Origin of the sequence: Streptomyces sp. P9(2023) (assembly GCF_032436795.1) — a bacterium.
Lineage (GTDB): Bacteria > Actinomycetota > Actinomycetes > Streptomycetales > Streptomycetaceae > Streptomyces.
In genome coordinates this window covers 249,422-269,568 of sequence record NZ_JAUPWM010000005.1, presented here as the reverse complement: position 1 = coordinate 269,568, position 20,147 = coordinate 249,422, and the positions used below count along the sequence as shown (strand labels likewise).

Annotated in this window: 18 protein-coding genes; 3 read left to right on the top strand and 15 right to left on the bottom strand. The window is 70.6% G+C overall.

Annotated elements, in window-relative coordinates; translation table 11 throughout:
• Positions 1-4 precede the first annotated feature (4 nt).
• Entirely contained in the window at positions 5-277 is a 273-nt protein-coding gene (locus tag Q5762_RS10590; RefSeq protein WP_315891749.1) for an STAS domain-containing protein, read from the bottom strand.
• Between the two features lie 55 nt (positions 278-332).
• Here Q5762_RS10590 and Q5762_RS10585 point away from each other — a divergent pair, with 55 nt between their 5' ends.
• Positions 333-980 (top strand): HAD family hydrolase, encoded by a 648-nt coding sequence (locus Q5762_RS10585; protein WP_315891748.1) that lies wholly within the window; start codon positions 333-335, stop codon positions 978-980.
• A 149-nt stretch (positions 981-1,129) separates the two neighbouring features.
• Here Q5762_RS10585 and Q5762_RS10580 read toward each other — a convergent pair whose 3' ends face one another.
• The 12 genes from Q5762_RS10580 to Q5762_RS10525 form a co-directional block, all read right to left on the bottom strand.
• Entirely contained in the window at positions 1,130-1,723 is a 594-nt protein-coding gene (locus Q5762_RS10580; RefSeq protein ID WP_315891747.1) for a Uma2 family endonuclease, read from the bottom strand.
• Positions 1,724-1,824: 101 nt separating this feature from the next.
• Entirely contained in the window at positions 1,825-3,102 is a 1,278-nt protein-coding gene (locus tag Q5762_RS10575; RefSeq protein ID WP_315891746.1) for a thymidine phosphorylase, read from the bottom strand.
• A gap of 88 nt (positions 3,103-3,190) precedes the next feature.
• Positions 3,191-3,595 carry a cytidine deaminase gene (locus tag Q5762_RS10570; RefSeq protein WP_315891745.1) on the bottom strand — a complete coding sequence of 135 codons (405 nt, stop codon included), beginning with the start codon at positions 3,593-3,595 and terminating at the stop codon, positions 3,191-3,193.
• Positions 3,592-4,881, bottom strand: a complete 1,290-nt coding sequence (locus Q5762_RS10565; RefSeq protein ID WP_315891744.1) for an ABC transporter permease — start codon at positions 4,879-4,881, stop codon at positions 3,592-3,594. The genes Q5762_RS10570 and Q5762_RS10565 overlap by 4 nt, the downstream gene beginning before the upstream one ends.
• The gene (locus Q5762_RS10560; protein WP_315891743.1) at positions 4,878-5,990 is read right to left on the bottom strand and encodes an ABC transporter permease; all 1,113 of its coding nucleotides are present in this window, start codon (positions 5,988-5,990) and stop codon (positions 4,878-4,880) included. The genes Q5762_RS10565 and Q5762_RS10560 overlap by 4 nt, the downstream gene beginning before the upstream one ends.
• Positions 5,987-7,630, bottom strand: a complete 1,644-nt coding sequence (locus tag Q5762_RS10555) for an ABC transporter ATP-binding protein (RefSeq protein ID WP_399494872.1) — start codon at positions 7,628-7,630, stop codon at positions 5,987-5,989. The genes Q5762_RS10560 and Q5762_RS10555 overlap by 4 nt, the downstream gene beginning before the upstream one ends.
• A gap of 144 nt (positions 7,631-7,774) precedes the next feature.
• Entirely contained in the window at positions 7,775-8,812 is a 1,038-nt protein-coding gene (locus tag Q5762_RS10550) for a BMP family ABC transporter substrate-binding protein (protein WP_315891742.1), read from the bottom strand.
• Between the two features lie 279 nt (positions 8,813-9,091).
• Positions 9,092-10,312, bottom strand: a complete 1,221-nt coding sequence (locus Q5762_RS10545; protein ID WP_315891741.1) for an amidohydrolase — start codon at positions 10,310-10,312, stop codon at positions 9,092-9,094.
• Positions 10,313-10,428: 116 nt separating this feature from the next.
• The gene (locus Q5762_RS10540) at positions 10,429-11,766 is read right to left on the bottom strand and encodes a hypothetical protein (RefSeq protein ID WP_315891740.1); all 1,338 of its coding nucleotides are present in this window, start codon (positions 11,764-11,766) and stop codon (positions 10,429-10,431) included.
• Positions 11,763-12,656 (bottom strand): N-acetylneuraminate synthase family protein, encoded by an 894-nt coding sequence (locus Q5762_RS10535; protein ID WP_315891739.1) that lies wholly within the window; start codon positions 12,654-12,656, stop codon positions 11,763-11,765. The genes Q5762_RS10540 and Q5762_RS10535 overlap by 4 nt, the downstream gene beginning before the upstream one ends.
• 14 nt (positions 12,657-12,670) lie before the next feature.
• The gene (locus tag Q5762_RS10530) at positions 12,671-13,852 is read right to left on the bottom strand and encodes an acylneuraminate cytidylyltransferase (protein ID WP_315891738.1); all 1,182 of its coding nucleotides are present in this window, start codon (positions 13,850-13,852) and stop codon (positions 12,671-12,673) included.
• The gene (locus Q5762_RS10525; protein ID WP_315891737.1) at positions 13,852-15,120 is read right to left on the bottom strand and encodes a DUF6716 putative glycosyltransferase; all 1,269 of its coding nucleotides are present in this window, start codon (positions 15,118-15,120) and stop codon (positions 13,852-13,854) included. Before Q5762_RS10525 ends, Q5762_RS10530 begins: the two co-directional genes overlap by 1 nt.
• Before the next feature lie 187 nt (positions 15,121-15,307).
• Between Q5762_RS10525 and Q5762_RS10520 the strand changes: the two genes are divergently transcribed.
• Both Q5762_RS10520 and Q5762_RS10515 read left to right on the top strand, forming a co-directional pair.
• A complete protein-coding gene (locus Q5762_RS10520; protein ID WP_315891736.1) occupies positions 15,308-16,306 on the top strand; it encodes a glycosyltransferase family 2 protein in 999 nt (332 codons plus the stop codon).
• Positions 16,303-17,616: a polysialyltransferase family glycosyltransferase gene (locus Q5762_RS10515; protein ID WP_315891735.1), complete on the top strand. Its 1,314-nt coding sequence runs from the start codon at positions 16,303-16,305 to the stop codon at positions 17,614-17,616. The genes Q5762_RS10520 and Q5762_RS10515 overlap by 4 nt, the downstream gene beginning before the upstream one ends.
• 75 nt (positions 17,617-17,691) lie before the next feature.
• On the opposite strand, the gene leuE is transcribed toward Q5762_RS10515, so the two are convergent.
• Together leuE and Q5762_RS10505 are read right to left on the bottom strand one after the other, a co-directional pair.
• Positions 17,692-18,348: a leucine efflux protein LeuE gene (gene leuE / locus Q5762_RS10510; protein ID WP_315891734.1), complete on the bottom strand. Its 657-nt coding sequence runs from the start codon at positions 18,346-18,348 to the stop codon at positions 17,692-17,694.
• Between the two features lie 80 nt (positions 18,349-18,428).
• On the bottom strand, positions 18,429-20,009 hold the full coding sequence (locus tag Q5762_RS10505; protein ID WP_315891733.1) for a methylmalonyl-CoA mutase family protein: 1,581 nt from the start codon (positions 20,007-20,009) through the stop codon (positions 18,429-18,431).
• Positions 20,010-20,147 lie beyond the last annotated feature (138 nt).

Below are 20,147 nucleotides of genomic sequence, written 5' to 3'. Positions count from 1 at the left end.
CCGTTTACAGGACGGTGTCGGCGAGGCCGACGAGGCCGAGGAGCATGCGCAGCTCCCCGCCTGTGCCCCGGAACGTGAGCCGGTGGCCGAGGCGCCCGGCGGTGAGCCGCAGCCGGGCGAGGGCGTCCACGGCGGCGAGATCGGCGTGCGTCAGCCCACTGACGTCGCAGATCACGTCGGTGGGCGCCGCCCCTTCGAGCAGTGCGCACAGCCGCGCGACCTCCTCGGGGGTGGCCCGGGCGGCAAGGGTCAGTACGAGCGGTTGACTGGTGTCCACACCAAGGAGACCTGCGCCACGGCCGGAACTCATCGGAGCCCCTAGGCTGCGGCCCATGGTGGAACTGGTGATCTTCGACTGTGACGGCGTCCTGGTGGACAGCGAGCGGATCTACTGCCGGGTGGACCGCGAGGTCTTCGCCTCGCTCGGCGCGGAGTTCACCGAGGCCGAGGTGGTCGAGCAGTTCGTCGGCTCGTCGAGCGAGATGCTGACGGCGATCCTGGAGGAGAGGCTCGGGCGCTCCCTGGAGCCCGGCTGGCACCAGGCGTACAGGCACCTGTACGACGCGGCGCTGGACGCGGAGCTGACGGTGGTCAAGGGCGTCACGGACGCGCTGGACCATCTGGAGGTCCCCTTCTGCCTGGCGTCGAACGGCAGCCACGCCACGATCCGCCGCAACCTGACGCGGGTCGGCCTCCAGGACCGTTTCGAGGGCCGGATCTTCAGCGCCCGCGATGTCGCGCGGGGCAAGCCGGCCCCGGAACTCTTCCTCCACGCCGCGGCCACGATGGGCGTCCCGCCCGAGCGCTGCGCGGTGGTCGAGGACAGCCCGTACGGCGTCCAGGCGGCCCGCTCGGCCGGAATGCGCGCCTTCGGCTACTGCGGCGGCCTGACCCGGGCGGACCGGCTGACGGGGGCGGGGACGGTGGTCTTCGACGACATGAGCCAGCTGCCGAAGCTGCTCGGGGAGCCGCTGGTCTGACGGCGACGGTGTACGCCTGAGGGATCTCGCCCTGCCCGGACGTGGGCCGGCCTGGGGGGTGGCCCTCCCGTCCGGCCTGCGACCAGCCACGGAAGCCGAACAGCGGGGCCTGGCACGGGAGTTGACTGCCCAAGAGGCGTGGCGGGGGCTCAGTTGACGGGGAACTCGGAGGTGTCGACGGTGAGGTCAAAGGGGGCGGGAATGCGGATCTCGCGGCCGAACTCGACGACGTCCAGGACCCTGTACAGGCCATTCTTCGGTTCGCCGTAAAGGGTCGCGGTGGGGCGGCCGGAGTGCCAGCGGTCGACGAGCAGGTAGAGCGGTACGCCTGCGGTCGCGTAGCCGCGCAGCTTCTCGATCCGATCGTGGTTCGCATTCCACTTCGAGGTGATCTCCACGACGAGTTCAACCACGGCAACCGGAACGAAGTGTCCGGGTTCCTCGTCGACGGCCACTTCGGGAACGACCGCCAGGTCCGGGATGTACATGCCTGACTGTTCGGGCAGCGCGAGACCAAGTGTCTGATAGACGTTCCAGTCTTCGGGAATCCTCTGGATCAGACGCCGATGAATCTTGGCGGCAATGCTGTTGTGCTGGTTGGCCGGCGGCGGTGACACGGTGACGATCCCCTCGATGATCTCCACCTTGCAGCCCTCGGGGGCGTCCGTCTCCTCACAGATCCGGACCAATTCGTCCCAACCGTCGCCCATGGTGGGCTCGGGCTCGACAGCGAGTGCGCTCATGGCGGTCTCCTCAATCGGTGCGTCACCGATCCCAGCATGCCGAAAGGGACCGGTGGAGGTCCACCGGTCCCGTTCACCCAAACGTGTCAGGGGTATATGCCTCAGGCGATGCGGTCCAGGACGATCGGGTTCGCGGTGAACGACGTGCCCTCCGGGGCGATGTCCCACGAGGCGTCCAGGGACTTCAGGGCGTAGTCGAACTTCTCCGGGGTGTCCGTGTGCAGGGTCAGCAGCGGCTGGCCCGCCGTCACCCGGTCGCCCGGCTTCGCGTGGAGTTCGACGCCCGCGCCCGCCTGGACCGGGTCCTCCTTGCGGGCGCGGCCCGCACCGAGGCGCCAGGCCGCGATGCCGATGTCGTACGCGTCCAGGCGGGTCAGGACACCGGAGGACGCGGCCGTCACCACGTGCTGCTCCTTCGCCACCGGGAGCATCGCGTCCGGGTCGCCGCCCTGGGCCGCGATCATGCGGCGCCAGACGTCCATCGCCGAGCCGTCCGCCAGCGCCTTCGCCGGGTCCGCGTCCGGCAGACCCGCCGCCGCGAGCATCTCGCGCGCCAGCGCGATCGTCAGCTCGACCACGTCCGCCGGGCCGCCGCCCGCCAGGACCTCGACGGACTCGCGGACCTCCAGGGCGTTGCCGGCCGTCAGGCCCAGCGGGGTCGACATGTCCGTCAGGAGCGCGACCGTCTTCACGCCGCTGTCCGTGCCCAGGCCCACCATCGTGGAAGCCAGCTCACGCGCGTCCTCGATCGTCTTCATGAACGCGCCCGAGCCGACCTTCACGTCCAGGACCAGCGAGCCGGTGCCCTCCGCGATCTTCTTCGACATGATCGAGCTCGCGATCAGCGGGATCGCCTCGACCGTGCCCGTGACGTCGCGCAGCGCGTAGAGCTTCTTGTCCGCCGGCGCCAGGCCGTCGCCCGCCGCGCAGATGACCGCGCCGGTGGTGTCCAGGACGTTCAGCATCTCCTCGTTGGAGAGCAGCGCGCGCCAGCCCGGGATCGACTCCAGCTTGTCGAGCGTGCCGCCGGTGTGGCCGAGGCCCCGGCCCGACAGCTGCGGCACGGCCGCGCCGCAGGCGGCGACCAGCGGGGCCAGCGGCAGGGTGATCTTGTCGCCGACGCCGCCGGTGGAGTGCTTGTCCGAGGTCGGACGCGAGAGCGAGGAGAAGTCCATGCGCTCGCCGCTCGCGATCATCGCGGCGGTCCAGCGGGCGATCTCCGCGCGGTTCATGCCGTTGAGCAGGATGGCCATGGCCAGGGCGGACATCTGCTCGTCGGCGACCACGCCGCGGGTGTAGGCGTCGATGACCCAGTCGATCTGCTCCGGGCTCAGCTCGCCCTTGTCCCGCTTGGTGCGGATGACGGAGATGACGTCCATGGTGGTGCCTCTTTCTACGCGCATAGAGGGGAGGGAGGGGAAAAGGAGGAGCGGCCCCCCATCGTGCCGGAAGGGCCGCTCCTAGGTGCTACTTGGCGAGGTGGTCCGGGCCGAATGCCTGCGGAAGCATCTCGTCCAGCGTCATCCGCCCGGCCGGGGTCTCCAGGACGAGCGCGGGGCCGCCGAACTCGTACAGGAGCTGCCGGCACCGGCCGCACGGCACCAGGGGTTCGCCCTGGCCGTCCACGCAGACGAAGTGCGTCAGGCGGCCGCCGCCGGTCGCGTGGAGCTGCGAGACGAGCCCGCACTCGGCGCACAGGCTCAGGCCGTACGAGGCGTTCTCCACGTTGCAGCCGGAGACCGTGCGCCCGTCGTCGACGCGGGCGGCCGCGCCGACCGGGTAGCCCGAGTACGGGGCGTAGGCGTGGGACATGGCGTCCCGTGCCTCCTCCCGCAGAGCCTCCCAGTCGGCCTCCGTCACGGGCGTGGTCACTTGCCTTCGCCCTTGCGGTAGCGCATGCCGTCCGCCTTGGGCATCCGCAGGCGCTGCGCGGAGAGCGAGAGCACGAGCAGCGTGACCACGTACGGCGTGGCGCTGACGAACTCGACCGGGACCGTGTCCGTACCGAGGTACCAGATGAAGACGCCGACACCGATGACGACGGCGATCGAGGAGGTGATCCAGCGCTTCTGGTACGCCTTCCAGGCCGCGATGGCCACCAGGACCGCGAACAGCAGCAGGAGCAGCGCGTGCACGGACTCGCCGCCGCTGCGCAGCTGGAGCGCGTCGGCGAAGCCGAACAGGCCCGCGCCCATGGCGAGGCCGCCCGGCCGCCAGTTGCCGAAGATCATCGCCGCGAGGCCGATGTAGCCGCGGCCACCGGTCTGGCCCTCGTTGTAGATGTGCGAGGTGACCAGCGACAGGAAGGCGCCGCCGAGACCGGCGAGGCCGCCGGAGACGATCACGGCGATGTACTTGTACTTGTACACGTTGACGCCGAGGGACTCCGCGGCGATCGGGTTCTCACCGCAGGAGCGCAGGCGCAGACCGAACGACGTCTTCCACAGCACGAAGAACGTGCCGATCACCAGCACCACGGCGAGGATCGTGACCACCGACAGGTTGGTGACCAGGCCGCCGAGGATGCCGGCGATGTCCGAGATCAGGAACCAGTGGTGCTTCTCGATGTCGGCCAGCCAGTCGGAAAGGCCCGGGATGGTGACCGAGGTGATGTCGCCGGCCGGCGGGGACTGCTTGGGGCTGCCGCCCTTGGCCGCCGCCTCGCCGCTGTTGAACCACAGCTTGGCGAAGTAGGTGGTGATGCCGACCGCGAGGATGTTGATCGCGATGCCGGAGATGATGTGGTCGACGCCGAAGGTGACGGTGGCGAGCGCGTGCAGCAGGCCGCCGAACATGCCGCCCACGATGCCGGCGAGGATGCCGATCCAGGGGCTGCTCTGCCAGCCGGCCCAGGCACCGAAGAAGGTGCCGAGGATCATCATGCCTTCGAGGCCGATGTTGACCACGCCCGCGCGCTCGGACCACAGACCACCGAGACCGGCGAGGCCGATCGGCACGGCGAGCGAGAGCGCGGCGCTGATCTGGCCGGCCGAGGTGAGGTCCTGTGCCCCGGTGATGGCGCGGACGGCGGAGAGGGCGATGAGCCCGGCCGCGACGATCAGCAGGATCCAGGGGAGGGAGAGGCGGGTGCGGCCGCCCTTGCCGCCGGCCGCCTTGGGCGCGGCGGGCGGCGGGGTGGAAGTCGCCGTGGCGGTCACGCCGACACCTCCGTTGTGTTGTTGGAACGGGCCTGGGCCGCGAGCTTCTCGCCGACCTGACGCTGCTGGCGCCTGATGCCGTAGCGGCGGACGACTTCGTAGGCGATGACGACGCAGAGGACGATGACGCCCTGCATGACGCCGACGATCTCCCGGTCGTACTCCTCGAACTCCAGCTGCTGTCCGCCGCGCTCCAGGAAGGCCCAGAGGATCGCGGCGAGCGCGATGCCGATCGGGTGGTTGCGGCCGAGCAGGGCGATGGCGATACCGGTGAAGCCGATGCCGACGGGGAAGTCGCCGCCGAACTCGTACGAGTCGTTGAGCAGGGTCGGCATACCGATCAGACCGGCCATGGCGCCGGAGATCAGCATGGAGGTGACGACCATCTTCTTGACGTTGACACCGCTGGCCGCGGCGGCCGTGTCGGACTGGCCGACGGTGCGCAGGTCGAAGCCGAAGCGGGTGCGGGAGAGCGTGAACCAGTACGCGATGCCCGCGACGGCCGCGACGACGACGAAGCCGTAGACCGGGGTCGGCGTGGTCGGGAAGTCGAAGAAGCGCGAGGACTCCGGCAGGGGGGTCGTCGCCACCTTCGTACCGGCCGCGTCCAGGTGGCCGAGACGGCCGGGCTGGAGCAGATAGCCGATGATCGCGGTCGCGATGAAGTTCAGCATGATCGTGGAGACGACCTCGCTGACACCGCGGGTGGTCTTCAGGATGCCGGCGATGCCCGCCCACATGGCTCCGACGATCATCGCGGTGACGATGATCAGCGGGATCTGGACGATCCCCGGCAGGGTCAGCGCGCCACCGACGGCGGCGGCGAAGAAGGCCGCGAGCCGGTACTGGCCGTCGACACCGATGTTGAACAGGTTCATGCGGAAGCCGATGGCCACCGCGATGCCCGCCAGGTAGTACGTCGTCGCCTTGTTGATGATGTAGACCTGGCTGTCCGACTTGATGCCGTAGTCGAACATGATCCCGAAGGCGCTGAACGGCTCCTTGCCGGTGACCGCGAGCACCAGGGCGGTGATCAGGAAGGCGGCGACGATCGCGAGCAGTGGTGCCGCGACGCCGAGGAGCACCCGCTCCTTGTCGAACTTCTTCATCGGGCCTCGTCCTCCGGGCCGTCGGTGCCCTCAGGGCTCTCATCGTGCTCAAGGTGACCGGCGGCGGCGCCGGTCATGGCCGAGCCGAGCTCCTCCGGGGTGATGGTCGCCGGATCGGCGTCGGCGACCAGACGCCCGCGGTACATGACGCGCAGGGTGTCGGAGAGGCCGATCAGCTCGTCCAGGTCGGCGGAGATCAGCAGGACCGCCAGGCCCTCCCGGCGCGCCGCACGGATCTGGTCCCAGATCTGCGCCTGCGCGCCGACGTCCACGCCACGGGTGGGGTGGGCGGCGATCAGCAGCTTGGGGTCGTGGCTCATCTCGCGGCCGACGATCAGCTTCTGCTGGTTTCCGCCGGAGAGGGAGGCCGCGGTGACGTCGATACCGGGGGTACGGACGTCGTACTCGCGGACGATCCGCTCGGTGTCCCTGCGGGCGCCCTTGAGGTCGAGGATGGCGCCCTTGGAGTTGGGCCGCTCGGTGACGTGGCCGAGGATGCGGTTCTCCCAGAGGGGGGCCTCCAGGAGCAGACCGTGCCGGTGGCGGTCCTCGGGGATGCAGCCGATGCCGTCCTCGCGCCGCTTGCGGGTGGGGGCGGCGGAGATGTCCTTGCCGTCCAGGGTCACCACACCGCGGTCGGCGTTGCGCATGCCCATGATCGTGTCGACGAGCTCGGACTGGCCGTTGCCCTCGACGCCCGCGATGCCGAGCACCTCACCCTTGTGGATGGTGAAGGTGATGCCGCCGAGGACCGCGCGGACCACGCCGTCGGGGTCGACGGCGCTCAGCGACAGGTCCTGGACCGTCAGCATCGGCACGTCCGTGACCGTCGACTCGCGGGTCTCCGGCGACGGCAGCTCCGTGCCGACCATCAGCTCGGCGAGCTGCTTGGTGGTGGTGTGCTTCGGGTCGGCGGTGCCGACCGTCGTACCGCGCCGGATGACGGTGATCTCGTCGGCGACCGACAGGACCTCGCCCAGCTTGTGCGAGATGAAGATGACGGTCAGACCCTCGGCCTTGAGCTCGCGCAGGTTGTCGAAGAGCGCGTCGACCTCCTGCGGGACGAGCACGGCGGTCGGCTCGTCGAGGATCAGGGTGCGGGCGCCGCGGTAGAGGACCTTGAGGATCTCCACGCGCTGGCGGTCGGCGACCCCGAGGTCCTCCATGAGGGCGTTCGGGCGGATGCCGAGGCCGTACGCGTCGGAGATCTCCTTGATCTTCGCGCGCGCCCTGTCCCCGATGCCGTACAGCTTCTCGGAGCCGAGGACGACGTTCTCGAGGACGGTGAGGTTGTCCGCGAGCATGAAGTGCTGGTGCACCATGCCGACACCGCGGGCGATGGCGTCTCCGGGGTTGTGGAACGTCACCAGCTCGCCGTCGACCGTGATGGTGCCCTCGTCCGGCTTCTGCATGCCGTAGAGGATCTTCATCAGGGTCGACTTGCCCGCGCCGTTCTCGCCCACGAGGGCGTGCACGGTGCCGCGGCGCACGGTGATGTCGATGTCGTGGTTGGCCACGACTCCGGGGAAACGCTTGGTGATGCCGCGGAGTTCTACGGCGTTCGGACTGCTGGGGCTGGAGGCTTTGATGACGCACTCTCCTAGGCAGGGAGCGTGAGGAGGATGAGGCGGGCAACGCAGGCGCTGTCGGTGGCGAAAAATACCCTGTGGGCCGCGCGCTACGCGCGTAGCATCAGGAAAATCGTTCAACTGCCCACGGGGGTACGTGTGAAGGGGGCCCGGAGTGTCGGCCGCAGCCACTCTCCGGGCCCCCTCCGACGGCTGTCAGAGGGTCGTCTTGACCTTGATCGTGCCGTCGACGATCTTCTTCCTGGCCTCGTCGATCTGGGCCTGGATGTCAGCCGTGTGGCCACCGGTGGTGGTCAGCGAGACACCGTTCTCGGCGAGCGAGTAGGTGTGCGTGCCGGTCATCGGCTTGCCGTCCTGGACGGACTTGATGAGCTCGAAGACACCGGTGTCGACGTTCTTGACGACCGAGGTCAGGATCGAGCCGGCGTACTTGGACAGGGCCGGGTCCTTGGCCTGGTCCGAGTCGACGCCGATCGCCCAGGTGCCCGGCTTGGCGGCGACGGCCTCGATGGCGCCGGCACCCGAGCCGCCCGCGGCGGCGTAGATGACGTCGATGCCCTTGTCGAGCATGCCCTTGGCGGCGGCCTTGCCCTTGTCCGGGGCGCCGAAGCCGGAGAAGTCCGTACCGGTGGACAGGTACTGGATCGTGACCGAGGCGTCCGGCTTGGTCTCCTTGACGCCCTGCTGGAAGCCGGCGGCGAACTTCTTGATCAGCGGAGTGTCGACACCGCCGATGAAGCCGATCTTGCCGTCCTTGGACTTCAGCGCGGCCGCGACACCGGCGAGGTACGAGCCCTGCTCCTCGGTGAAGACGATCGAGTCGACGTTCTTCTCCTCGGAGACCGAGTCGACCAGACCGAAGGTGACCTTCGGGTACTTGGCCGCGACCTTGTCGATCGCGTCCTTGTAGGCGAAGCCGACGCCGATGACGGGGTTGAAGCCGCCCTCGGCGAGGGACGTGAGGCGCTGCTCACGGTCGGCCGGGGTCTCACCGGTCTTGGCGGTGAGCTCCTTGGTCTCGACACCCAGGTCGGCCTTGGCCTTGTCGAGGCCACGGGCGGCGGAGTCGTTGAACGAGTTGTCGCCACGGCCGCCGACGTCGTAGGCCATACCGACCTTGATGGTGTCGGAGTCGGAACCAGAGTCGGTGGACGACTCGCCACAAGCGGTGGCGGTGAGAGCGAGGGCCGCGGTCGCGATGGACGCGGAAACGATCTTGGATACCCGGCGCAAGAGGAGGGTCCCTTCGAGACTGACCGAAAGCGCCTCTTCCGGCGCTGGTTTCGCGGCGATCGTAACGCGCGTAGATGTCAGTTAAAGACCCGTTCATGAGTCGTTATCGGATCGTCGCGAACCGGCCAGCAGGACCACGTATGGCGTCCGACCGGGCACCGCCGGTTATACACGACGGTGCGGGGGTTCGGGCCGGGCCCGCGCGACGACGCGCGGGCCATTGGGCCGAACGGATGAACCATGTTTCGGCCGTCCGGGTGGCCGGGTGGGGCCGGACGGTCAGTGCTTCGGCGCGGAGTCGATCAGGGCGGCCGCTGTGAAGAGTTCGACCCCGACCTCGATCGCTTCCTCGTCCACGTCGAAGTCACCGGCGTGCAGGTCGCGGCGTGTCGTGTCGCCGGGGACGCGGACGCCGAGCCGGGCCATCGCACCCGGGACGTGCTCCAGGTACCAGGAGAAGTCCTCGCCGCCGAGGCTCTGCTCGGTGTCCTCGATCGCGTACGGGCCGCGGCGGGCGGTCATCGCGTCGTGGAGCAGCTCGGTGATGACCGGGTCGTTGACGACCGGGGGGACACCGCGGACGTAGTTGATGGTCGACTTGGCGCGGTGCAGGGTGGCGATCTCGTCGATGGCCGCGTGCACCAGGTCCGGGGCGTCGCGCCAGCCGGGCAGGTCGAGGCAGCGGACCGTGCCGGAGAGCTCGGCGTGCTGCGGGATGACGTTGCAGGCGTGGCCGGCCTCGATCCGGCCCCAGGTGACCGCGAGCCCGGAGCGGGCGTCGACGCGGCGGGCGAGCAGCGCGGGGACGTCGATGGCGATCCGGGCGGCGGCGGTGACCAGGTCGGTGGTGAGGTGCGGGCGGGCCGTGTGGCCGCCGGGGCCGTCGAGGGTGACTTCGAGCCGGTCGCAGGCGGAGGTGATGGGCCCGGGGCGCAGCCCGATCCGGCCGGCGTCCACCTTCGGGTCGCAGTGCACGGCGATGATCCGGCCGACACCGTCCAGTACGCCGGACTCGATGGCGTCGGCGGCGCCGCCGGGCAGCACCTCCTCGGCTGGCTGGAAGATCAGCCGTACGGCGTTGGGCAGCAGCCCCTGCCGGTCGAGCTCGGCGAGGACGAGGCCGGCGCCGAGAACGGTGGTGGTGTGGACGTCATGGCCACACGCGTGGGCCCGGTTGGGCACGGTGGAGCGGTACGGGACGGTCTTGACGTCCGGGATCGGCAGCGCGTCGATGTCGGCGCGGATCGCCAGCATGGGCCTGCTTCGGTCCCAGGTGCCGATGTCACAGACGAGTCCCGTGCCCGTCGCGAGTACCTTCGGCGCGAGTCCCGCGGCCTCCAGGCGCGCCTTGAGGGCCGCGGTCGTACGGAACTCCTGGTTGCCGAGCTCGGGGTGCATGTGCAAGTCGCGGCGGAAGGCGATCAGTTCGGCGCGCAGCGACGCGGACAGCGTTCCGGGCAGGGCGACGGAGCCGGGCTCACGGGACTTCAACTGGTTCACCTTTTGAAGGGTAGGCCCCTTCAGAGATCAACTGCCCGTTGATCACGAAAAGTTCAGCCCGATAGGGGAAAGAATCTCCGTTCCGCAGGCTTGACGACCATCCCTTGTGGGTAAGCTCATCCGAATTCGAGCCGTTGTGCGGCGGACGAGGAGTGGGCCTGCGCGGTCAGGCGGTCGACCTCGTGAGCCGCCGTACCGGTGACGCCGGCCAGGAAGCCCTGGGCCCGCGGGGAGGCGTTCTCCTTGAGCCACTCCGGCGCGATCTCGCAGACCGCGACCTTGACCCCCGTGCCGACCAGGGCCAGCGGCAGGGTGTGCACGACCGTCGAGGGAAAACTGACCACCGTACGGCCGATCGGGCCGCGCCGGGCGATCAGCTCCAGCGGCAGATCGGGCCGGACGATCTCCAGACCGGTCTCCACCGCGATCCGGTGCAGCTTCTCGGTGGCCTCGCGGCGGTGCGCGAAGTAGCGGGTCGCGCCGTGGGTGCGGGCCAGCTCGGCGACGGCGAGCGCGTACTGGTCGGGGTCGACCACGCCCGTCTCGACGAGCGAGGTCCCGACCAGGTCGGCGCCCTTGGTGATGCGGGGCGGGCCGAAGCGGGACCGCGTCCAGGCGAAGGTGTTCTGGGTGACGGTCGTGCCGGGCGGCGCCTCGACCGGCAGCGAGGTGAAGATCTCGACCGTACGGCGCCGGTTGGGGGCGAGCTTGCGGCGGGCGGCGGCGGTGACCGGGGCGAGCACCAGCTCGCGCGGCCCGCGGCTGCTGCCGCGCCGGTGCCAGCGCACGAGGCGTTCGCCACGGGCCAGTTGGGCGGCGTACTCCATGGTGGCGGTGCCGTCGTCGACGACGGTGAGGTGCTTGGGCGCGAAGAGGGTCAGCAGGAGCTGGACGTAACGGGAGAACGGGTCGCCGACGATCACCCGCTCCGCGGAGCGCAGCAGCGGGGCGAGCTCCCGCAGGGTCTGCGCGAGCGAGCCGCGTCCGCCGCGGGCGTCCTGCCAGCGGACGGTGAACCCGTCGTCGCGGGCCAGCTGCGCCATCCGGCGCAACTGGCCGCGCGACATCGGGTCGGTCGGCGAGAGCACGACGAGCGTGAGCCCGGTCCGAGCGGGCACGACGGTCACGGGGACCGCGCTGTCGTCGTCGTCCGTGTCGTCACCGGCCGATACGGGCGAGGCGGGGGCGGAGGCCGCCGCGTGGGCGGTGGCCGCCGCGTGGGCGGTGGCCGCCGCGTGGGCGGTGGCCTCCGTCCCGCTCCCCGTGCTGGCGGCGGCGCCCGAAGGTGCGGCGCCGTCTTCGGGGTGTGCGCCCCCGTCCCGCCCTGCGGGACGATTGCCCACACCCGTGCTGACGTGTATCGCGGCCCCGGCGCCCGCGGACTGGGCGTGAGCCCATTCCAGGACGTTCAGGAGCTGGACGGGGCTCTCGACGAACGCCAGCTGGGTGGTCATACGGCGACAGACCCCTGAACCCGGCGGAGCTTCTTCATCGGGCCGAGCTCCGACTCGTAGACCTTCTTGACGCCGTCACCGAGCGCGGTCTCGATCGTGCGGATGTCGCGGACCAGGCGCTGCAGGCCCTGCGGCTCGACGGACGCGGCCTGGTCGGAGCCCCACATGGCGCGGTCGAGGGTGATGTGACGCTCGACGAAGGTGGCGCCGAGGGCGACGGCGGCCAGCGTGGTCTGCAGGCCGGTCTCGTGGCCGGAGTAGCCGATCGGGACGTTCGGGTACTCCTCCTTCAGCGTGTCGATCACGCGCAGGTTGAGCTCCTCGGCCTTGGCCGGGTACGTCGACGTGGCGTGGCAGAGCAGGATGTTGTCCGAGCCGAGGACCTCGACCGCGTGGCGGATCTGCTTCGGGGTGGACATGCCCGTGGAGAGGATGACCGTGCGGCCGGTCTCACGCAGCGAGCGCAGCAGCTCGTCGTCGGTGAGCGAGGCGGAGGCGACCTTGTGGGCCGGGACGTCGAACTTCTCCAGGAAGGTGACGGCCTCGGTGTCCCACGGGGAGGCGAACCAGTCGATGCCGCGCTTCTTGCAGTGCTCGTCGATGGCGCGGTACTCGTCCTCGCCGAACTCCACGCGGTGGCGGTAGTCGATGTAGGTCATCCGGCCCCAGGGGGTGTCGCGCTCGATGTCCCACTGGTCGCGCGGGGTGCAGATTTCCGGGGTGCGCTTCTGGAACTTCACCGCGTCACAGCCGGCCTCGGCGGCCACGTCGATGAGCGCGATCGCGTTGTCGAGCTCGCCGTTGTGGTTGATGCCGATCTCACCGGTGACGTAGACGGGCTGGCCGGGGCCCGCGGTCTTGCTGCCGAAAGTGCGGAGGCGGTTGCTCATGGTTCTGGTGTTCCTTAGGAGTTGGGGGAGTTGAGCTCGGGCCCGAGGAGCCAGGCCGCGATCTCGCGGACGGCCCCGGAGCCACCGGGGGTGAGGGTCACCGCACGGGCGGCGGCCCGTACGGAGTCGTGCGCGCTCGCCACCGCGACGGGCCAGCCGACGAGGTGGAAGCACGGGAGGTCGTTGACGTCGTTGCCGGCGTAGAGGACGCGCTGCGGGTCGATGCCCTGTTCCTCGCACCACTGCTTGAGCGCGAGGTCCTTGCGGTCGATGCCGTGCAGGACGGGGATCTGGAGCTTGCGGCCGCGGGCGGCGACGACGGCGTTCTGCTCGGTCGAGAGGATCAGGACCGGCATGCCGGCGCGGCGCAGGGCCGAGATGCCGAGGCCGTCGCCGCGGTGCGCGGAGACGAACTCGTGGCCCTCGGAGTCGAGGTGGACGCGGTCGTCCGTCTGCGTGCCGTCGAAGTCGAGCACCACGGCGTCGATGTCGCCGAAGCCGGGGACGATCGGGGTGTCGAGCAGCGGCGCGAGGGCGCGGGCGCGGGCCAGGTCGTGCGGGTCGTCGATCTCCTGGACCCGGGCGGGGTCGGTGACGACCAGCGCGGTGTGGCCGAAGAAGCGGTGGCTGTGGGTACGGAAGCCCTCGGCGGCCATCGCGTAGACGGCGCCGGTCTCCAGGTACTCGGGCTCCCGGTCCTGGCGGCGGGGGCGGAAGGCCTTGTCGTGGTTGACGCCGGTGGCGCCTTCGGGGGTCTCCCGCCACAGGAAGCCGTGGGTCGGGGCGGCCGTGAAGGCCGTGTCGGCGCCGCCGGTGAGGATCTTCTCGACGGTGCCGTTGACCTCCTCCGCCGTGATGAAGGGGCTGGTGCACTGGACGAGGAGGACCACGTCCACACGGCGCCCGTTCGTCGCCTCGAAGGCGTCCATCGCGTGCAGGACGGCCGACTCGCTCGTCGCGGTGTCGCCCGCGATCGCCGCCGGGCGGTGGATCGCCTCCGCGCCGGCCGCGCGGGCCGCCGAGGCGATGGCCGCGTCGTCCGTGGAGACGACGACGTCGGTGACCAGGCGGGCGCCGAGGCAGGCGCGGACCGCGCGGGAGACCAGCGGCACGCCCGCCACCGGGGCGAGGTTCTTGGCGGGGACGCCCTTGGAACCGCCCCGCGCCGGGATGACGGCAAGCACGGTCGTGGTCATCAGAGTTCTCCAAGCCGGCGGATGACGGGCGCCACGCGCTGGACGCCGTGGCGGTACGCGCCCCGCGCCGCCTCCCGGACGATCCGGCGCAGCCCGCTGTCGCGGGTCTCCGGACCGGTCACGTCCAGGCGGTGGCGGGCGAGGATCCCGGGCAGGTACCCGGGGGCCGACTCCGCTGTGTAGTAGGGGTTGATCGGGGGCAGCGCCGGGCCGGCGAGCAGCTCGGCGACCCGCTCGCGAGCCGCGTCGAAGGCCTTCTCGTAGCCGCCGTCGGAGGCGACGCCCTGCCGGGACAGCCACTCCTCGTCCGCCTCCGGGCGCACGTCGGCGTCGAGCCGGTCGAAGGAGGTCAGCAGCCCCGAACCGATGAAGTGGTGGTTGCCGAGGACCTCGCGGACGCCCATGTCGGTGAGGATCGCCGTGGGGATCCGCCGGTGGAGCGCTTCGAGGGCGGCCGTCGAGGAGACCGTGACCAGCAGGTCGGTGCGGTCCAGGACCTCGCCCATGTGCCCGTAGACCAGGCGGAAGTTGGGCGGGGTGTCCAGGTCGCGCACCAGCTTCTGGTACGGCAGTTCCTCCAGGTGCGTGGTGTGCTCGCCCGGCCTGGAGCGGAGCTTCAGCAGCACCTCGCGCTCGGGGTGCGTCCGGGCGTGCTCGACGAGCCTGCGGAGCAGGTACGCGCGGTCGGCCCGGGTGACCGGCACGGACGGCTGGGCGGCGAAGACGAGGGTGTCCCGGCCGGCCTCGGGTGCGTAGGGCGCGCCGCCGAGGAACGGCAGCGCGGCCTCGACCACCGAGGAGGCGTCGGCGCCCACTCCTTCGTACACGGCGCGGAAACGCTCCGCGTCGTGACGGGAGTTGGCGAGGACGACGTCGGCGCCGTGGCGCAGCAGGAGACCGTCGGCGAGCTTCTCGTAGACGACTCCGACATAGCCGGTGGCGATGACCGGTCGGCGTTCCAGGCCCAGGTCGGCGATCCCCTGGAGGACCGCGCGGACCGTGCCGCCGACGAGAGCGAGCACGACGAGGTCGTACTCTCCGTCCCGTACCTCACGAAGGAACTCCGCGCCCGTCACCTCGCGCGGGGGTGTGTCGGACACCCCGGTCTCGGCGAGCTGGCGCGCGGTGGGAGTGGCCCGACCTCGCAGAACGAATCCGGTGGGCTCGGAAGCCGCTATACGGCGCGCGGTGAGCGCGCCCCATTTCCACCGGGTGTCGGAGTCGGCGAGTACGGCGACGCGTACTCGTTCATGGGTACTTGCTGGCACGTCGAGGACGCTAATTAGGCACGGGGTTCGCTGGCCCAACTGAGACACAACAAACGGTGAACAGAGCCTCTCCGCACGCTGAAAACGGTCAGTATCGGGGGCGGTTAAGGCGCCCGCCGCTTCGTGTTCACCGAACATCCCTCTGCCGGTCAGAACGAAGGCCGGACCGGCGCCTAGCGTCGGCCGGGTGGTCAAGCTCTCCGTCGTCGTGCCGTTCTTCAACGTGCAGACATATGCCCCCGACACCCTGACAAGCCTGCGCGCGAATGCCCGCGAGGACTTCGAATTCCTGCTCGTCGACGACTGCTCGACGGACGGGACGCCGGAGATCCTCGAACGGGCCGCGCGCGAGATCCCGGGGGCCGTCCTGCTCCGACACGAGCAGAACGAGGGGCTGGCGACCGCGCGGAACACCGGCCTCGACGCCGCCCGGGGCGAGTACCTCACCTTCCTCGACGGTGACGACTGGCTCTCGCCCGGCCACCTAGAGCGGCTCGTCGCCGCGATGGAGGAGCTGGACGTCGACTTCCTCCGTACCGACCACGTGGTGAACACGGGCCGGGCCCGGTCGGTGAAGCGGGCCCCCATCGGGCGCCGGAACGAGGTGCTGCGGCCGCGGGACGCGATCCTGCCGGCCCACCGGACGACCTCGGTCGACTATCCGTACGCCTGGGCGGGCATGTACCACCGACGACTCCTCGACCGCGGGCTGCTGCACTTCACGCCGGGTCTGCGGACGGCGGAGGACCGGCCGTGGATCTGGAAACTGCACCGGGAGGCGGAGTCGTTCGCCGCGGTGAGCACGCTCGGGATCTTCTACCGGCGCGGGGTCTCGACCTCGCTCACGCAGATCGGCGACATTCGCCAACTCGATTTCATCCGGGCCTTCGATCAGGTGATCGACGAAACGGCGAACGACGTGGACGCGGACCGGCTTCTTCCGAAAGCCGTCCGTACGTATTGCGCACTCATTTCGCACCACGTCTCCTCCATAGAACGATTCGAACCGGCGGTGGCGAAGAAATTGCGCTCGATGAGTGCGGCGGCGCTGCGGCGCATGCCGCAGGACGTGCTCGACGAGGCCCTGTCCTCGATGGACGAGCAGCGGGCCGGCGTGCTGCGCAAGCTGCGCCGGCGCCGCGCGGGCTCCCTCGCCCAGACCCAGGGCTCGGGGGCCGCCGCGTGAGGACCACCCAGATCTTCTACGCCTCCACCCTGTACGGCGCGACGACGCTGGCCGCCGCCCTGGACAGCGGCTGCTTCGGCCCGGCCGACCGGCGGCTGCTGCTCGTCGGCAACAACGCGGCGGTACCGGAGACCACGCCCTCCCTCGACCAGATGCCCGGCTTCGAGAAGCTGCGTGGCAGGTTCGACGCCGTGCTGTCCTGGAACGACGCGATCGAGCCGCTCCACCCGGCCGGCTGGTCGCCGCGCGGCGACGACATCCCGCTGCTCGAACGTCATCTGCGGCGGCTGTGGGAGCTCGGCGACGACCGGCTCGAGATCGCCCTGGAGTCGATCCAGGTGGCACCGGCGCTGACGATCGCCCGGCTGTTCCCCGAGGCGGCGATCGACGTGTACGCCGACGGCCTGATGAGCTACGGCCCCACCCGTAACAAGATCGACCCGCTGGTCGGCGAGCGGGTCCGGCGGCTGCTCCACCTCGACCTGGTGCCGGGGCTCGCGCCGCTGCTGCTCGGCGAGTTCGGGCCGACGGCCGAGGTGGTGCCTACGGAGGCCTTCACCAAGGTGGTCGCCGAGCTGGCGGACACCGCGGGTCCGGCCGCGGAGGAGGACGGTCCGGCGCTGCTGCTCGGCCAGTACCTGGCGGCGCTCTCGCTGCTCACGCCGGCCGAGGAGGAGGAGCTGCACGTACGGATGGTGCGCGGGGCGATCGCCCGCGGGCACCGGCGGCTCGTCTTCAAGCCGCACCCCACGGCGCCGGACGCCTGGACCCGGCGGCTCGCCCAGGAGGCGGCGGCGCTCGGTGCCGAACTGACCGTCCTCGACCGGCCGGTGCTCGCCGAGGTGGTGTACCGGGAGCAGCGCCCCGCGCTCGTGGTCGGCTGCTTCTCGACGGCGCTGATGACGGCGCAGGCCTTCTACGGGATCCCGGTGGCCCGGGTCGGCACCCGGATGCTCCTGGAGCGGCTGACCCCGTTCCAGAACAGCAACCGCATCCCGGCGACCCTGGTCGACGTGCTCGTCCCCGACCTGGAGGACGGCTCGGCGGCCGCCCCGGCCTGGGACGCGGAGGGCCTCGCGGGCCTGGTCGCGGCGGTCGGCTACGCGATGCAGCCCAAGATCCGGCCGGATCTGCGGGGCGCGGCGGTCCGTCACCTGGCGGGCCCGCTCGCGGAGCGGACGCGGCACTGCTTCAAGCGCCGCCGCCTCACCGTCCTGGGCCTCCCGGGCGGCCTCCCGGTCCCCCGCCACCCCCGGGTCCGCCGCCTGGCGCGCCGCGCGCTGAAGCTGAAGCGCGCGCTCGCGAAGTGAGCTGAGCACGCACGACGGACGACACCGACGCCCCGGGGCCTGAGCCCCGGGGCGTCGGTGCGTCCGGTGTCAGGGTCAGGCGGCGCTGCTGAGGGAGAGCTTCGCGGCGAAGCCCAGGAAGAGCGCGCCCGCGGCGGAGGTCGCGCCCGCCGAGAGGCGCCTGCGGCGGCGGAACGTGGCGGCGAGCCGCGTCCCGCCGAATATCAGCATCGTGAGGTAGAGGAAGCTGCCGATCTCCAGGAGCGTGCCGAGCACCAGGAAGGACAGCGCCGGGTAGGCGTACGTGGGGTCCACGAACTGCACGAAGAACGAGATGAGGAAGAGGATCGCCTTGGGGTTGAAGAGGCTGATGATCAGCGCCCGGCGGTACGGGTTCTCCCCGGCCTCGGCCGGCGTCGCCTCGCTCGCCTCGTCGTGCGCGTCGTTCCGGTCGCGCCACATCGCCCAGGCCGCCCGCATCATCCCGTACGCCATCCACGCCAGATAGCCCGCGCCCGCGTACTTCACGATCATGAAGAGCAGCGGCGTGGTCTGGAGCAGCGAGGCGGCGCCGAGCGCGGCCAGCGTCATCAGGACCGCGTCGCCGGTGAAGACGCCGGCGGCGGCCTTGTACCCGGTCCGCGTGCCCTTGCGGGCGGCGACGGACAACACGTACAGCGAGTTCGGCCCCGGGAGCAGGATGATGAGGACGAGGCCCACGAGATAGGTCGGAAGATCGGTGACACCCAGCATGGTCCGGAGTCTCGCACGTGGGTACGACAGTCCGCGCTCCTGTTTCGTATCGCGGAAGATCGGGAGAGGCCTGGACGGGGTCAGAACGCGTCGGTCGGGACGTACGTGCCCCAGACCTCGCGCAGCGCGCCGCAGACCTCGCCCACCGTGGCCCGCGCCTTGAGGGCGTCCTTCATCGGGTGGAGGACGTTCGCCGTGCCCTCCGCCGCCCGCTTCAGCGCCGCGAGCGCCGCGGCCACCGCCGCCCCGTCGCGCTCGGCCCGCAGCCGCGCGAGCCGCTCCGCCTGCTGGGCCTCGATCGCCGGGTCGACGCGCAGCGGCTCGTACGGCTCCTCCACGTCGACGGTGAAGCGGTTGACGCCGACGACGACCCGCTCCCCGCTGTCGGTCTGCTGCGCGATCCGGTACGCGGAGCGCTCGATCTCGCCCTTCTGGAAGCCGCGTTCGATCGCGCCGACCGCGCCGCCGAGCTCCTCGACCTTCCGCATCAGCTCCACGGCGGCGGCCTCCACCCCGTCCGTCATCCGCTCCACCGCGTACGAACCCGCGAACGGGTCCACGGTCGCCGTCACATCCGTCTCGTACGCGAGGACCTGCTGCGTCCGCAGTGCGAGCCGCGCCGACTTGTCCGTCGGGAGCGCGATCGCCTCGTCGAAGGAGTTGGTGTGCAGCGACTGCGTACCGCCCAGGACGGCGGCCAGGCCCTGGACGGCCACCCGCACCAGGTTCACCTCCGGCTGCTGCGCCGTCAGCTGCACCCCGGCGGTCTGGGTGTGGAAGCGGAGCATCTGCGACTTGGGGTTCCGCGCGCCGAACTCGTCCCGCATCACCCGCGCCCAGATCCGCCGGGCCGCCCGGAACTTGGCGACCTCCTCCAGGATCGTCGTACGGGACACGAAGAAGAAGGAGAGCCGGGGAGCGAACTCGTCCACGTCCATCCCCGCCGCCACCGCCGTACGGACGTACTCGATGCCGTCGGCGAGGGTGAACGCGATCTCCTGCGCGGGCGTGGCCCCGGCCTCGGCCATGTGGTAGCCGGAGATCGAGATCGTGTTCCACTTCGGGATCTCGGCCCCGCAGTACTTGAAGATGTCGGCGATCAGCCGCAGCGAGGGCTTGGGCGGGAAGATGTACGTGCCCCGCGCGATGTACTCCTTGAGCACGTCGTTCTGGACGGTGCCGGTCAGCTTCTCCGCCGGGACGCCCTGCTCCTCGCCCACCAGTTGGTAGAGGAGCAGGAGGAGCGCGGCGGGCGCGTTGATGGTCATCGACGTGGAGACCCTGTCCAGCGGGATCCCGTCGAACAGCACGCGCATGTCGTCGATCGAGTCGATGGCGACGCCGACCTTGCCGACCTCGCCGTGCGCGAGCGGCGCGTCGGAGTCGTGCCCCATCTGGGTCGGCAGGTCGAAGGCGACGGACAGGCCCGTCGTGCCGTGCGCGATCAGCTGCCGGTAGCGGGCGTTGGACTCGACGGCGGTGCCGAAGCCCGCGTACTGCCGCATCGTCCAGGGCCGGCCCGTGTACATCGTCGGGTACACCCCGCGCGTGAAGGGGTACGAGCCCGGCTCGCCCAGCTTCTCCGCGGCATCCCACCCGGCCAGGGCGTCCGGTCCGTAGACCGGCTCGATGGGAAGTCCCGACTCCGACTCGCGCGCCATCGCTCTGTCTCCCAGGTCGATCTCAGCTATGTCACAGCATGGTCCGCGCTTCCGCGGTGTGCGCAACCAAGGGCGCGCGGGAAGCATCCAATAGGTACACACGCTGATTCCCGGGGGGGCACAGATGCGCCGTTCTTC

Excerpts from the sequence above, each read along its gene's own strand:
- Q5762_RS10585 (WP_315891748.1), top strand. The coding sequence starts at position 333 with ATGGTGGAACTGGTGATCTTCGACTGTGACGGCGTCCTGGTGGACAGC.
- Q5762_RS10580 (WP_315891747.1), bottom strand. The coding sequence starts at position 1,723 with ATGAGCGCACTCGCTGTCGAGCCCGAGCCCACCATGGGCGACGGTTGG.
- Q5762_RS10575 (WP_315891746.1), bottom strand. The coding sequence starts at position 3,102 with ATGGACGTCATCTCCGTCATCCGCACCAAGCGGGACAAGGGCGAGCTG.
- Q5762_RS10560 (WP_315891743.1), bottom strand. The coding sequence starts at position 5,990 with ATGAAGAAGTTCGACAAGGAGCGGGTGCTCCTCGGCGTCGCGGCACCA.
- Q5762_RS10540 (WP_315891740.1), bottom strand. The coding sequence starts at position 11,766 with ATGACCACCCAGCTGGCGTTCGTCGAGAGCCCCGTCCAGCTCCTGAAC.
- Q5762_RS10535 (WP_315891739.1), bottom strand. The coding sequence starts at position 12,656 with ATGAGCAACCGCCTCCGCACTTTCGGCAGCAAGACCGCGGGCCCCGGC.
- Q5762_RS10530 (WP_315891738.1), bottom strand. The coding sequence starts at position 13,852 with ATGACCACGACCGTGCTTGCCGTCATCCCGGCGCGGGGCGGTTCCAAG.
- leuE (WP_315891734.1), bottom strand. The coding sequence starts at position 18,348 with ATGCTGGGTGTCACCGATCTTCCGACCTATCTCGTGGGCCTCGTCCTC.
- Q5762_RS10505 (WP_315891733.1), bottom strand. The coding sequence starts at position 20,009 with ATGGCGCGCGAGTCGGAGTCGGGACTTCCCATCGAGCCGGTCTACGGA.